Source organism: Flammeovirga sp. MY04 (genome assembly GCF_001682195.2).
GTDB classification, from domain to species: Bacteria; Bacteroidota; Bacteroidia; order Cytophagales; family Flammeovirgaceae; genus Flammeovirga; species Flammeovirga yaeyamensis.
In genome coordinates, this window is the sequence record NZ_CP003560.2 from 4,368,925 (window position 1) to 4,383,910 (window position 14,986).

The window sequence follows — 14,986 nt, forward strand, 5'->3', positions numbered from 1 at the left end:
CAACAAAAAAGCCTTATCTTATTAAGAAAAGGCTTTTCGTGATATTGGATTTGTTTTAGTATTGAATGATATACTAGGGATGTATATCAAGCAATGTCTTTATAGTATCAGAAAGTAGATGTGAGTTAAACTATAATTTAATTTTTCATTTCTAAGTTGGAAAGAATAGGTGATCCTCCCTTAAGAAGTTAAGCTTGGACCACCTCAAACCAAGAATTTTTTATATAAGATTACTGTCTTGAAGCTTTGTATTCGATGTCTTTATCTGCAGACTCAGATACATTCAAGTTAGTAACAGTAAAGTCATTTGCATCACCGTTGTAAGTGTTGTCTACGTGTTTCAATGTCACATCGTGCTCGATTGATACACCTGTAGGGAAACCTTTAACGATTACATTGTCCATAGTTACTTTAGAACCTACACGGATTTTGAAACCTTGAGAGTCAGAACCGTTTTCTTCAGCAATTACAGTAATGTTTTTCAATGTTGGATGAGAGAAAGGAGTAGCCTCATGGTTTTGAGCGTTATTGTCGCCTTCGAAACCACGGTCACAACCTTCTGCTACGTGAGCGTAAGCATTTTCCAAAGTACCAGTCCAACCTTCTGTCCAGTCAAATTGATCATCTTTGTTATCAGTAGAAACTAAGAATGATGCATTCGCTGTACCACCGAACCATTCGAATCCGTCGTCGTCACCTTTGTGAGCTTGTAAGTGATGACATTCAGTTTGGTTACCAACACCATTAAATGTGAAACCGTTGTGCTCTTTGTCAGTAGTAATCTCGTTACCACCGAACTCCAAACGAATGTATGATAATGAACCAGAGTCATCAGTAGCGTTATCACCACCGTACCAAAGTTCTTCACCATCAATACCAGTACCTACTTCCGGATGTGCTTTACCACCTTCTACGTTAATTGGAGCATATCCATTGATGATAATACCACCCCATGAACCTGGAACTTGATCTTGAGAAGTGAAAACAATCATGTTTTCTGCTGTACCGTTTGCTTCGATTTTAGCACCTTGTTCTACCATTAGGTAAGCAACATCTTCACCTTCAAGATCTACAACACGTACACCAGGTTTGATTGTTAATGTAGCTCCGTTTCTAACGTGAACACCACCAGAAAGAATCCATGTAGAGTTTGCTTCTAAAGTAAGATCTTCGCTAATGTCTCTTGGAAGAGTACCGTCAGCATTGTCTTCAGTTACGTCAGATACATCAGTACCAGGAAAATCTACAGCTACAGCCCAGTCACCTGGAGTCCATCCTGTTGCTTCACCATCGATAGCAATAGGTTGTTGTTCTGTCAATTTTGCTTCAAGAATTTCCCCTTCACTTTGTGATGGTCCTTCTGTTGTTTCGTCGTTGTTACAAGCAACAAGAACAGATGCTAACATTGAGATAGCTGCGAATTTGTGTACTAAATTTTTCATTTTTTGATTGAATGGTTTTGATTAATTGACTTAAAAATGAATTTCTTTGATTAGAATGTATAAGACAGTCCTATACCTAGTTCCATACCTAATTGATAAGATGAAACTTGTTTTGTTGTCCCTCCTTCAAATTTTTGATATCGCTCGATAGAAGGGTTTAATAAGTTTTTAGCTGATACATTAAAGCTTAATGCATCCTTGATTTTATTTCTAACTATTAGGTCTAAAGTACCGAATGATTTTTCGTAGATATCTCCAGCTCCCATAGCACCTGCTGCGAAGATTCTATCGCCAAAAGTAGTGTAAGTCAAAGTGAAAATGGAGTTGATATCATCATTGCCCCAATCTTGTTGATACCCCACATTAGCATTAAGTATATAAGGAGAAGCACCTTGTAAAGCTCTCTGACGGTTGGTAACAATCGTATTGATATCGTCAGCGATCGTCATTTGAGAGTACATAAATGTACCGTTCATGCCAACAGTTGTTCTTTCTAAAGCTTCAGAACCATTATTGAAAATGCTTCCTAAAGACTTTTCGAATTCAATTTCGATACCTGCGACCGTTGCTGTTCCAATGTTATCGAAAGAGTAGACGTTACCTGCAGATGGTCTAGCTACTTTTTCAATTGGATTATCCAAGTACTTACCGAATAAACCTACTGAGAACAATTCTCCTGAATTAGGGAAGATTTCGTATTTCAAATCCACATTGTAATTCTGAGCATTTTTTAAGTTCGGGTTACCGATAATTGCTTCACCACCTACAACTGTTTGATATTCGAAAGGAATTAATTCTCTCATACCAGGTCTAGTAATTGTTTTACTAGCGGCGAATCTCATGTTCGATCGGTCATCAAGTGAGTATTTTAAATTGAATGATGGCAAGAATTCTACAGATGCATAACTGTCTTCTCTATATGGATCAGCAATTAAATCACCTTGCATTTTGTACATCACATACTGTTCACCAATCTCTGTTCTTAAGCCTACATTCATCTTTAACTTACTTGGCATGATATCATAATCGTAGCCAGTATAGAAGGAATGCACATCCATTTTAGCTTGGAAATAGTTATTAGGAATAGTAAAAGGAGAATAGTTGATTGTTTCATTTTGAATCCATTCGTTGATTCTATCGTTTGGATCCTCCGAGTTAATACCCCTTACAACTGCACTACTTGATCTAATGTTAGTTTGGAACCACTCAAAATCTCTCGTTTTAGATTTCATTTGATATCCGAACCTTAAAGTACTTCTGAAGTTGTCGTTGTTTGTATCAAAAGTACCTAATCCAATGGAAACATCTGTTCTAGCAGCATATTCCACTTCATTCATTTCACCCCAATAACGATGATTATCAAATGCATTACGGGAGAATAAGTTGACTTCCTTACCATCAACAGATCTATCAGAGAATAATAGTTGTCTTCTATCAGGTTCTTGAGAGATAGTTTCTGTTCTAGAAACACCCCAAGTAAAATTCAATCGATCATTTTCCATGAATTTGTGATCACCAGAAAACTGATTGACAAAGATGGTATTTTGAAGATATGTATTTCTTCTAGCGAATAATGTTTCAGTATCCAAGTCGTTGTTGTATCCGTAGTTTTCATCCACTGAGTTGAAAGACTCGTTGACAACGATATTATTTAACTTGAATTTATGTCTGCTATTTAATTCAAATGTGAAGTTTAATAAAGCAGAAGTATTTGTAGAGTAGATCCACTCTTCACGATCATAATCTACATATGGAGTGGCTTGTGCATTGTAAGCGGCAAAGCGACCATCTCTGTACTCATATTTATTACTGTGAGCTAATGATCCGATTATACCAAAAACACTTTCATCACCAATATTCCAAGATTTACCACCAGATGCATTTAAACCTAAGTTCATCGGAGCGTTTATTGTAGTTGGCGACCATGATGTATTAAAATTACCTGGTTCTCCATTTGGAGTAATTGTAGGTACACCTCCTTCAGGTCTTTGTCTAGCATCTCCATTGAATCCAAACGCTTCGTACTGTCCGTCTTTATGCGTTTTGAAGTCATTGAATGAAGCTAAAGTGTTGTATGCTCCTGAAATCCCTATTGTAAAGAAAGCATCATCAGGATAATCTTTAAGCGTAATGTCAATGTTTGCACCAGCGAAATCACCATATAATTCTGGAGTTGCCGTTTTAGAGACACCTATGTTTTTAACTAAGTCAGTTGGAAAAATTGATAATGGGATAACCTTTAAATCGGGATTGGTAGAAGGAACAGGAAGTCCGTTCATGGTTGCGATGTTGTAACGATCTCCAAGACCTCTTACATAAAGTCCTTTTCCTCTTACTTTAGCCACACCAGTCATTTTTGTCATGGCACCTTCTACATCAGAAACACCTTTTACAGACATTTCTTCAGCACCAATAGATTCTATCATGATATCGGCGTTCTTACGCTCAACCATTAAAGCTTGTGCACTTTCTTTGTTGGCTTTACCAACAATCTCAACAGCTTCTAACTCTTGTGCATCAATGGCTAAATTGAAAATCACTTCTGCATTTCCGTTAGCGTTTATGCTTACTGTCTTGCTAGACGCCTTATAACCAAGAAAAGAAGCGATAATTTCGTGAGTACCAGACTCAACTTGAAAAGAAAATTTTCCGTAGATGTCAGATGAGGCACCTTTTGTTGTGCCTTTGATGATTACACTGGCACCAATTATTTCTTCGCCAGTGTCAGCATCCTTCACCATACCCGATATTACGGATTGGGCATGAAGTTGAATGCTAGTTATGATTGATAATAAAACTAGTAGGTTAAAAGTTTTCATCTTGGTTTGTTGTTTTTAACTGATGCAAAAGTAGAGGGTAAATATTTCGTGGACTTAGCAGAAAAAAGAACAAATGATGAATTGAAATCCTCTTGTTGTTACAGAAATATGAATAAGTTAATATTACTGAAAAGCAATTCGGGAATAGTAAGGTATTTTAAATAATCAATGTTAATATATAAGTGTGTGTCTTAAATTTCAATTCTTTGAAAAGACAAAACCCCTTTACAAATTATATTTTTTGTAAAAGGGGTTTCTGTATTTTAATGAAATAGAATTATCTTACTTGTTCGTAAACTAAAATTTCAGCTCTTAATGGCTGAGAAACGTTACCTGCTTCATCTCTAAATCGAACGTAAACATACTTTCTGCCTCTTCCTCCTAAATCCCATTCAACCTCAGTGGTGTATGGAATCCATTCAGCGTTATAGAATTTGTTGGTATTCGAAAGCTGCATTTCAATAGTATCATCAGAAGCATGCGTCTGAACTTTAACCACTTGTTCTTCCGTACCCGTTGCCCCATTATTAATTTGGATATTATATAATATAGGGTGATCTGTATCTAGTTTTATTGTTGAATAAGAAGGTGCAGATTGCATTCCTGCTTTGTTTCTTACTTTGATAAATACTTTAGCTTGACTAGAGTGAGGGTGCAATCTCCATTTCTTTTCTCTCTGATAAGGTTCCCAAGAAGAAGGAGAAGCAAAACTATAATCATTAGAAATGATCATTTCAGCAGCATGAGTTGCATCAATTTTTAAGGTTACTTCTGGATCTCCCGTTAGTTGTTCTTTATTATTAATTGTGATAGAATTAATAGAAGGAGTAGAACGATCTAAATTGATATGTGCTCTAGCTTCGAAAGATTCATTGCCAGCATAATCAAAATACTTTACATAGACGGTTTTTTCACCATCGCCCTCAGTAAGTAACCAATTTACTCTTGATCGGTAATGCGTCCAATACCCCTCAGATAAATCTGCGTTATTAGAAATGACCATGAAATCAGCATTTGTACATATTGGATTAAGTACAACTCTTCTTGTAGCTTCTCTTGTATATTCATCTCCTTTATTAATAATCAATTGAGGTTGTAAAGGAGGATCTCTATCCCAAATAATGTTCTTTTTGATAATTCGAGTTACATTATCATGGTCGTCCTTAAACTGAACGTAGATTATTTTCTTACCTTCCTGACCACTTAATGGATAATGATAATCTCTTTGATATGGAATCCATTCTGAATTTTGCCAAGTAGGATTATCAGCTATTCTCATATAGAAAGCAGAGTCAGCAATCATTTCCATATGTAAAGCAGCTTCCCTCACAAAATTGAATTGTAAAGGAACAGCAATATTTTCTTGTATCTCGGGTACAATAACTCGAACGGCTAGATTTTGAGGGGCAGTAGCATCGAAATACACTTTCTTTTTAATAGGCTCTGAAAGGTTACCCACAAAATCTTTAAATCGGACATATAAATTACGGTAGCCAACAGGTCCTCCTTTTACACTCATTCCATAAAAGAAAGGAGTTTCTACATAAGGTTTCCATGATGCAGTTGTGAAAGATGAGTCTTCAGTAATTTGCATGGCAACTGCGTCTTCCGCTTTTACCTTAACGATATAATCTTTTGTATAATAAATTCTTGATTCTGTGGGAAGAACTTTTAACTCCATTGTCGGATTTTGAGGAGGAGTAATGTCCCACTGAATTTGATCTCGAACAGTGATAGACTCTGTATTTGTAGAGGTCTTAAATTTTGCGTAGATAGTTTTAGTTCCATCAGGTTTTTTTAAGTAGAATGGAATTCTTTTTTTATAATCGATCCATTCCGCATCACTAAAATCTTCTGATGTACTTACCATCATTTTAGTAGCATTCAAGCAATACAAAAATAGGTTGACTTTACCTTCTTTATCCGTATTGTATTCTTGATTCTCATCGATGACAATCATCGGCGTTAAAGCTCTAATTTTCTGAAAAATCTCTTTTTCGTAAATTTCAGATAGATTTCCCGATCGATCTTTAAATTGTACTAGTATCTTTTTTGATCCACCATCATCTCCAAGGAAAATAGAAAAAGGACGAGTATCATAATCTCTCCAAGGTGCTTTTTCGAATCGATCTTCTAATGCTATCTTCATTAAAAAGGCCCCTTCCGCTTTTAATCGAATATTGATAGATTTTTCAGAAGTAGATGTTATATCACCTTGAGTAAATATCTGACCATCGCTAGGAGGATCTTTATCGTATATAATCTCTGCTTTTATAGGTTCTGATTGATTTCGAGCTTTATCTCTGTAAGAAATCCAAACTTCCCTTTTACCTGTTTCTCCCTCTTGAAGTTCCCAAATTTTGTTTCTATTGTAAAACTCCCATTCTCCGGCAGTATCAAATTCTTTGTCGTTGGCAATCCTCATTTCATAGGCATCAGTCGCTCTTAACTGAAGTGTGACATGAGTAGACTTAGTATATTCATCTCCACCATTAATTGATATTCTAGGATTAATTGGCGGTTTTGTATCAACATAAATACGTTGAGAAATGGTTTTTGATTCGTTACCTGCTTTATCTCTAAATCGGATAAATACTTTTTTGAAGCCTTCGAAAACATCTTCTTCCATTTCCCATTCGTCAAGGAAATCGGTATATCTTCTCCATTTATGTCCATAGAAGTTCATGCTGTTACTGATTTTCATGTATTCAGCACCTTTTGCTTCCATTTCTAAGCTTACAATTTTATTATGTTGATTTACATATTTGATATCGTTAGCACGATCATAAACAGCATAATCTGGAACGATATCAATATATTTTGGTTCGGGAGCTTGAGTATCTAATTTGATATAGTCGGTATACACTTTAGTTTCGTTACCTGCATTGTCTTTAAACTTTACATGTAACTTTTTTAAACCATCACCAGAAGTAAGCATCCAAGAGTGAATATGTTTTCTGAAAGGCATCCAATCTGCATCATTAAACACTCCTGTGTTACTGAGGTTCATGAATGTTGCTTCCTTACATTTTAAATCAATTTCTACTCTTCTAGAACGTGTATAATTACCTCTAGAAAAGTTTACTCGACCTGCATAAGGTGGTTTGGTATCTAGAATAGTGTAGGCTACAAAAACATCGGTTTCTCGACCGTTTGCTAAAAGGAATTTAAGGAAAACTTCTTTTTCCCCATCACCATCGTTAAGTGTCCAAAAATAGTGTCTTTGGTAATTCACCCATTCTGCATCACCAAAATCGTAATCATTACTAATGATCATTTTGATAGCATCAGGGATATTAATAGATAATTGGACTTCGGTGGTGTTGATAAGATCTCCGTTTTTGATATCCACACCAAATTGACCAAATACCTGAGTATATGAAATACTAAATAATAAGATTAATATATGTAAGAAACTTCTTTTCATATTCAATTGAACACATTTGAAGTCACTACTGCAAATATTGGGCAAATACTTATTGTTTATTAAAAACGATGGTTTTATACTAAAAAGATCTATGAAAAAGCTAGGTTTAAATTTTGAATCTTAAGAAACCTCCTGCCAATGAAATTGTACTTGTATTTGCCGATTGGGCAAAGTAAGATTTTACGTCATGGGTAGAGATACCTGCCTCGTAATTTCCTTTTCTTGAGAAATAAGTAACACCAAGTGGGAAGTTAAATACTTCGTTGTTGCCTCCATAGTTAAACCCTGTAGAGAAGGCAAATCTTTTGAATGGTCTGAAATCACCACCAATGGCATAAAATGGATTTTCTATGTTACCAGGCTCATTATTTTGAGGAATAATCACATCGAAACCAACATGTACTAAACGGAAAAACTCGTAGCTCGCTCCGAAGCGTAATATTGTCGGTAAATCAAATGATTCTTTTTTAGCATCAGTCGTCCAGTCTAAAGCAGAATTAGTTCCTGCAAATTGAAAGGCAGATTGATCATTAATCAAGAAGTTGTAATTATCTAAACCTTGACCATTAATATTAGCTAGTTTACCATCATTAATTGAGTAAACTTGACCTTCCCAATTCATTTTACCGAAATTAGAAATTGCTGCACTTACCTTTAAGTTTCTTTTAATAACGAATGTCAGACCAAAATCAAGACCCCAACCCCAACCAGCATTTTTAGGGAAAAGTGCTTTTTGAGTCATAGAACGATTGTCTGCAGTAGTAGAGTTAATGATAGCATTGGCATCTGGAGATGCAGCATTCAATACATCTTCTGGGTTGACAAATGAAGAAGAGAAAACAGCATCTTTCATATTGCCATTATCATCTACTTCAAAATCAAGAATCATTAAACCTTGAATGTATTTTGCACCGAAACCTCCATAAATTGACAAATCGTATGTTTCTAAAATTTGTGCACCCCAAGCTGCATTATACTCTCTCACCCAAGTAGACTTGGTTTTTGTACCTGCTAATAGTTCACTATATGTTTGAGCATCGTCTACATTTTCGAAATATCCGCCTCTAACTTGAGAAATTTGTTCAGAAGTTAAAGGTTCACCTTGTCCAGTATGTCTTGGGTTATCGATGATACTTCCATCTGCTAATTCTAATTTAGGAAAGTAACTTGATGTCGCTCCAAAGAATAAAACCTCAGCTGCAAAAGCATTTGTTTTTACCCTCGTATGAACATTATCTCTGATGCTGATGGCTACACCACCCCATTTTTTGGGCAGTTGCATACTTGCACCAAATAACATAACACTTGCATCTACAGTGGTTACTTTACTGTCAAATTTATCAACAGCTCTTTGTTTATCCTCGAGACTAAATTTTGTAGTTCTGTAATCAGTCAATGCACTAAGAAGCTCCTGAGTGTTAATTGCCTCTGATGAAAAGATGAAGTTCGATTCGAGTAATCCAAAAGTAAATTTGGGATCTCTGTAATTTTTTTTGATTCCAAGATTGGCAGGGTTAATACCAATCGCTTGATAATCGGTCACAAAAGTAGTTCCTACACCGCCACGACCTGTGACAGAGTAGACACTCCCTTCCATTTGGGCATAAGTTATAATAGGTAGCCCCAGAAATATAGCAAAAAGTAGAAATCTATAGAGTTTCATATCAGCCTGAAGATAGTTTATGGTACTTAACCCCGTGATTTAATCAAAAAAGAAATTTGTTACGTTTTACTAGGGTGTTAAGAATTGTAAATATAATAAAACATGAGTGCATTTTCGTTAGTTCCTCTAAAAATTATTGAAAAAGTATATAAAGCATCAATAAATAGAAGATTTTTGATTAATTTTCCTTTAACTTTATTTATTAATGTCGATCTATAGTTTGGTCACGCCTAATTAAGATTACCACTCATATTTTAATATATAAATATATGCGTTTAAAGAAAAAGCACATATTCTTATCTTCTTTGGTGATTCTACCTCTATTATTCTTCTCTTTTACAAGCAAGAAATTAGGTAATCACTACTTCGAAATTGCAAAGAACATGAAGATCTTTGCTCAACTTTATCAAGAAGTAAATACATATTATGTTGATGATGTTAACCCTTCGGAGTTAATGACTACCGGCATAGAGGCAATGTTAGCTACGTTAGATCCCTACACAAATTATATCCCAGAAGACAGAATCGAAGATTATAGAACGATGACAACTGGCGAGTATGGTGGTTTAGGTGTTGTCGTAGGAAATAGAAATGGAGACATTACTGTCATTCTTCCTAATGAAGGTTACCCAGCTTATGAGGCGGGACTTCAGATTGGAGATATCATTAAGAAAGTAGATGGAGATGATATTTCAGGAAAGAATACAGAAGAAATATCTAAATATTTAAAGGGACAAGCTGGTAGTGAAGTCACTTTAACTATTAAAAGATTTGGGCAAGAACAACCTTTTGATGTAAAGGTGAAGAGAGAAAAAATCCAAATTAATAATGTCCCATATTATGGTATGGTGACAGATAATGTAGGATTGATTCAGTTGTCTGATTTTACTAGAAATGCAAGTAAAGAAGTTGGAGATGCACTTACTGAATTAAAAGACAGAGGTGCTACAAAAATTATTATCGATTTAAGAGGAAACCCTGGTGGTTTATTAAATGAAGCGGTGAGTATTGTGAATTTATTTGTTCCTAAAGGTTCTGATGTAGTATACACTAAAGGTAGAATCGAAGATTGGAATAAAACATATAAAGCCATGAACCCTCCATTAGATACAGAGATACCAATAGCTGTGTTAGTGAATGGCGGATCTGCTTCTGCTGCTGAGATTGTTTCAGGATCTATTCAAGATTATGATAGAGGCGTATTATTAGGATCAAGATCATTTGGTAAGGGATTGGTTCAGGCCACTCGTCCATTGGATTACAATTCAAGACTTAAAGTAACTGTAGCGAAATATTATATTCCATCAGGTAGATGTATTCAAGCTATTGATTATAGCCATAGAAATGAAGATGGAGAAGCGATTGTTGTAGCTGATTCTTTAAGAGAACAGTTTAAAACAGCCAACGGAAGACCTGTTTTAGATGGTGGTGGTGTAATGCCAGATATCAAAGTAAAGCCATTCAACTTTGCTCAGATTACAGTTTCTTTAATTCTTAAAGGTTTGATTTTTGACTACGCTACTAAATTCCATCATGAGAATGAAAAAATTGTAGCTGCAAGGGACTTTAATCTATCTGATGCTCAGTTTGAGGATTTTGTAGAATGGTTAAAAGATAAAGATTATGGTTACCAAACGAAAGTAGAAGTAACTATGGAAGAGTTAGAAAAAAGTGCTAAAGAAGACAAGTATTACGAAGACATTAAAGATGAAATCGAAAACTTGAGAAAATTAGTTTATCATAATAAAGAGTCGGATGTGATTAAGTTTAGGCAAGAAATCACAGATGTACTTGAAGCAGAAATTTGTAAAAGATATTACCTTGAAGCTGGTGAAATCGAATCTACATTTACTGCTGACCTTGATGTAATTGAGGCGGTGAAAGTATTGAATGACGATGCACGTTATCAGAAAATATTATCTGGAAATTAATTTTCAGTGGTGATAAAATAAGATTTTTGATATAAAAGGTTACCTTAATGGTAGCCTTTTTATTTTTATTAAAATCTATGTTTTGGAACAGGATTTTACAATCTATTAACCTCAAAAAAATTAAACTACTATGGAAGAAATAAGTGATAATGAACTTTTTGAACTTATTGTTGAGATTTTTACTTACCCTTTCCACGTAGGTGGAAAAGAGTTTACTCCTCTATCTGTAATAGCTATTATTCTGGCTTTTGTCTTGGTTTTCTTTTTATCAAGTAGGCTAAGAAAAATGTTGGTAAATAAAATACTTCCCAAATATGGATTGGAAGAATCGGTAAGCTATAATATCGGGACGATATTTAGATATTCTTTTGTGAGTATTGGATGTATTATCATTTTTCAATCTTCAGGAATTAATCTTAGCTCATTATCAGTCCTAATTGGTGCACTTGGTGTAGGTATTGGTTTTGGTTTACAAACAATCGCTGATAACTTTATATCGGGTATAATCATATTATTTGAGCAACCAATTAAAGTAGGTGATATGGTTGAAATTGGTGATACTAGAGGTAAAGTGGTAGAAATCAATTCTAGATCGTCAACCATTTTAACCAATGATAATATTACGGTAATTGTTCCAAACTCTCAGTTTATATCAAATAATGTGATTAACTGGTCGCATAATGAGAAGAGAGTAAGAATAAGAATTCCAATTGGTGTATCTTATAACGAAGACCCTAAAAAAGTTAGAGAAGTTACTTTAGAAGTCCTTAATCATATTGATGGAGTGATGAAAAGTCCTGCTCCTGATTTAATGTTCGTAGAATGGGGTGATAACTCTATCAATTTTACCCTAAATGTATGGACTGTTAAATATTATTCTCAGCCAGGACATTTAAAGAGCTCCATCTATTATGCCTTGTTTGAGCGCTTTAAACATGAAGGTATTTCTATTCCTTTCCCTCAAAGAGATTTGAACTTAGGAAGCGGGTGGGAGCATTTAACAATGCCTAAGCAAAATGAAATAAGAGAAAATTAGTCTTTAATTTGAATAAAGAAAAAGGCTTTCGTAGATGAAAATACACATCCACGAAAGCCTTTTTTTATTCCATTTTTTCAAAAGTAAAAGTAGCGACCGACGGATTGACCATTTCTCCATTTCCAAGTGGAGAACTTGTAATAATAGAAATGGGTTCTTGTGGTGTGGTAGGAGCATTTGGTGATGCAAAAGAAACTCCACTATCAGTGCCTGCATCATAATGCATGGGTTGTAAAGTGATTAACTCCACCCAAGCTCCTTCATTTATCAAATGGTAATTTTCGATAGCTACATACCAATCAGGGCTAGGAGCAATCATAGAAAATAAACTGATGTAGGGGTAATCCTTATCGACAGTTACCTCAAAACTAATACCACTAGAACCAGTAGAAAGACCACCTTCACTTATTAATACTGAAGCATTACCATCTTCAATTATGGAGTTTATTTCACTACTTAGGGTGCCTTTTCCACCAGTTTCGGCCATTATTTTAATACCTTCTGTAGCCAACTGCCCAACAGTTCTAAAACTAGTATCTTGATTGTGGGTCATACCAATAACACCAGAAAAGTGAGAGTTGCTAGGGTATTCGGTTGGATGACTGCTACTACTCCATGTTCCTTGGAAAGTGACTTTGTAGGTTGCTGTTTCTGAAAGCTCAGGAAGATTAGTAGGAGGTGTATCATTTTCGTTGTTATCACAACCTAAAGAGAATAGGGCAATGGTAAATAGTAAGAGAAATTTCTTCATGATAAGTAGTATTTTTAATAGTTAATTAGGTGCTGAATAATGATTTATAATCACAATTTAATGATGTTTTGGTAATTAGAGTGTGAAGTATTTCACATTCATAGAATTATTTAAACTGTTAAAAGTGTAAGTAAATACTTGAAAGGTCATTATTTATATAAAATTTAAATAATATAATTATTCAATATGTAAATATCTGATATTGTGTGTTTAATAGGTGTTTTTAGTTTATTTGTCTTGGAAAAGTTAAATTGATTCTTTGTTATTGACTGTTAATTTGATGTCCGTTTTTTTAACACTGACGTTATTTGAAGAAGTAATTTTAATTATTCTTAACAAATCAATCAAATCTAATTAATCTATGAAAAAGTCAATCTATATCTTAACAACCACAGCATTTATGTTCTCATTATTTTCTTGTAATAAAGGAAATGATCCAGAGCCAGTAAAAGCAAAAATAGAAGTACCAGCAGAACAGGTTCAAGCCAAAACGGATTCTACAGAAACTAATCCAACTGTTCAGAAACCTGAAACAACCACAAGCACAGAAGAGGTGACAACAACTAAACCTTCCACTACAGATGAAACTCCTCAAGAAAATTCAGGGTTAAAGGGATCGGAAAACCGCCCGATTAAGCCTTCAAAGCTCCAACAAAAAGAGTTCGCATCATTCATTCAGAGTAAAGAATACCAGGAATATCTCGAATCACAGAAACCAATTCCCGACGGTTTCTTTATGACAGGTAAAAGATATGCTTTTGAACAGCAAACACCCAACGATGATTTCTTGTCTGATGTGAATTTTCTAGTGTTATCGAAAGACTTTATTGATATCCATATTGACTTATTATATGCCGATGGAACGGTAAATGGTTTTGGTCATGATCATCTTCCTTTTACTTATGATAAAGCGGCAGATACAATTTCATTCGAAGCTATGGGTAGACATTATTCTGTAAAAGTGTCAAATCTAAATAAAGTGACGAAAAAATAAACTTTGTTTTGGAAAACTATATGTGAGGGAGTATTCGCTCAGATATAGTTTCCCTTTGAAACTTAGAAATCTATATAAATAACTTCATACATCTAATACTAAATTAAACTATAATTATCATGAAAAATTCAATCAAATTCATCGCACCACTAGCATTATTATTATCCATTTCAGCTTGTAATAAAGATAAAGATCCTGAACCTGTAGCTCAGAAACCACAAGTAGAAAAACCAGTTTTGGCCACAAATGATTCTACAACTTCACAAACGCCAGATCAAACAGTAACAGAAACTCCCGAAGGAAATAGAGGAGATGAAGTTTCTGGAGTAGATACCAAGCCAGACGAAAACCAAGGTGGTTCTATTTCATCAAAAAGTTCTTTAAAAACCTTAGATAAGTTCACAAAAGAAGACGTAAGTCAACAGGCTAAATTTGAAGACTATGGGTTTTCAAATCCTAAAAAAGACCAGCCAGCAGCTCAATTAAGTGAAAAAGTTCGTCCGGTAAACGATAAAGGTTTAACAGTTATCCAAACTACCTCACCTGTTTCTAACAAGCAATTGGCTTCCATTCAAGCGCCAGATTACCTTGTAAATAGAAAAGTAGATACTCAAATCATAAAAGAATCAACAGATAGAAGCGAAGATTTAAAAAGACCTCATAATGTAGAAATACCTGCAAACTTAGTGGGACATACATTTAAATTTGAATACATCATGTCATGGACTGGTGATAATGTAGATTGTGAAATTCAATTCATTACTCCAAATACAGCAAATTATAAAGAATCAAATTATGCAAGTAGTGAAGATATGTTTGTTCGTTATAACAAAGCAGATGATTCGATTACCTATCAAATAGGTCAAGATGTTATAACTGTTCCAATTAGTAATTTACATTTCGTAAAATAGATACCGATTATA

General features: G+C 34.6%; 9 protein-coding genes. 4 read left to right on the top strand and 5 right to left on the bottom strand.

Translation table 11 applies throughout. The annotated features are described in order from the left end of the window. Positions 1 to 230 precede the first annotated feature (230 nt). The 4 genes from MY04_RS17365 to MY04_RS17380 all read right to left on the bottom strand — a co-directional run bounded on the left by MY04_RS17365 (position 231) and on the right by MY04_RS17380 (position 9,285). Entirely contained in the window at positions 231 to 1,442 is a 1,212-nt protein-coding gene (locus tag MY04_RS17365; protein WP_066211755.1) for a hypothetical protein, read from the bottom strand. Between the two features lie 50 nt (positions 1,443 to 1,492). Beyond that, positions 1,493 to 4,261 (bottom strand): TonB-dependent receptor, encoded by a 2,769-nt coding sequence (locus MY04_RS17370; protein WP_084005941.1) that lies wholly within the window; start codon positions 4,259 to 4,261, stop codon positions 1,493 to 1,495. Positions 4,262 to 4,538: 277 nt separating this feature from the next. Then, the gene (locus tag MY04_RS17375; protein ID WP_066211759.1) at positions 4,539 to 7,688 is read right to left on the bottom strand and encodes a hypothetical protein; all 3,150 of its coding nucleotides are present in this window, start codon (positions 7,686 to 7,688) and stop codon (positions 4,539 to 4,541) included. A gap of 106 nt (positions 7,689 to 7,794) precedes the next feature. After that, complete coding sequence (locus MY04_RS17380; protein ID WP_066211760.1) at positions 7,795 to 9,285, bottom strand: DUF5723 family protein; 1,491 nt, start codon at positions 9,283 to 9,285, stop codon at positions 7,795 to 7,797. Between the two features lie 335 nt (positions 9,286 to 9,620). On the opposite strand from MY04_RS17380, the gene MY04_RS17385 reads away from it, so the two are divergent. Next, a complete protein-coding gene (locus MY04_RS17385; RefSeq protein WP_066211762.1) occupies positions 9,621 to 11,282 on the top strand; it encodes a S41 family peptidase in 1,662 nt (553 codons plus the stop codon). Between the two features lie 130 nt (positions 11,283 to 11,412). Beyond that, on the top strand, positions 11,413 to 12,318 hold the full coding sequence (locus tag MY04_RS17390) for a mechanosensitive ion channel family protein (protein ID WP_066211764.1): 906 nt from the start codon (positions 11,413 to 11,415) through the stop codon (positions 12,316 to 12,318). A 64-nt stretch (positions 12,319 to 12,382) separates the two neighbouring features. On the opposite strand, the gene MY04_RS17395 is transcribed toward MY04_RS17390, so the two are convergent. Beyond that, complete coding sequence (locus MY04_RS17395; RefSeq protein WP_066211768.1) at positions 12,383 to 13,069, bottom strand: spondin domain-containing protein; 687 nt, start codon at positions 13,067 to 13,069, stop codon at positions 12,383 to 12,385. 361 nt (positions 13,070 to 13,430) lie between these two features. Here MY04_RS17395 and MY04_RS17400 point away from each other — a divergent pair, with 361 nt between their 5' ends. Continuing rightward, positions 13,431 to 14,063: a hypothetical protein gene (locus MY04_RS17400; protein ID WP_066211770.1), complete on the top strand. Its 633-nt coding sequence runs from the start codon at positions 13,431 to 13,433 to the stop codon at positions 14,061 to 14,063. A gap of 119 nt (positions 14,064 to 14,182) precedes the next feature. Next, complete coding sequence (locus tag MY04_RS17405) at positions 14,183 to 14,974, top strand: hypothetical protein (RefSeq protein ID WP_066211772.1); 792 nt, start codon at positions 14,183 to 14,185, stop codon at positions 14,972 to 14,974. Positions 14,975 to 14,986 lie beyond the last annotated feature (12 nt).

What these genes read in the sequence shown, in the direction of transcription:
- MY04_RS17365 (WP_066211755.1), bottom strand. Translation starts at nt 1,442, where the DNA reads ATGAAAAATTTAGTACACAAATTCGCAGCTATCTCAATGTTAGCATCT.
- MY04_RS17370 (WP_084005941.1), bottom strand. Translation starts at nt 4,261, where the DNA reads ATGAAAACTTTTAACCTACTAGTTTTATTATCAATCATAACTAGCATT.
- MY04_RS17375 (WP_066211759.1), bottom strand. Translation starts at nt 7,688, where the DNA reads ATGAAAAGAAGTTTCTTACATATATTAATCTTATTATTTAGTATTTCA.
- MY04_RS17380 (WP_066211760.1), bottom strand. Translation starts at nt 9,285, where the DNA reads ATGGAAGGGAGTGTCTACTCTGTCACAGGTCGTGGCGGTGTAGGAACT.
- MY04_RS17385 (WP_066211762.1), top strand. Translation starts at nt 9,621, where the DNA reads ATGCGTTTAAAGAAAAAGCACATATTCTTATCTTCTTTGGTGATTCTA.
- MY04_RS17390 (WP_066211764.1), top strand. Translation starts at nt 11,413, where the DNA reads ATGGAAGAAATAAGTGATAATGAACTTTTTGAACTTATTGTTGAGATT.
- MY04_RS17395 (WP_066211768.1), bottom strand. Translation starts at nt 13,069, where the DNA reads ATGAAGAAATTTCTCTTACTATTTACCATTGCCCTATTCTCTTTAGGT.
- MY04_RS17400 (WP_066211770.1), top strand. Translation starts at nt 13,431, where the DNA reads ATGAAAAAGTCAATCTATATCTTAACAACCACAGCATTTATGTTCTCA.
- MY04_RS17405 (WP_066211772.1), top strand. Translation starts at nt 14,183, where the DNA reads ATGAAAAATTCAATCAAATTCATCGCACCACTAGCATTATTATTATCC.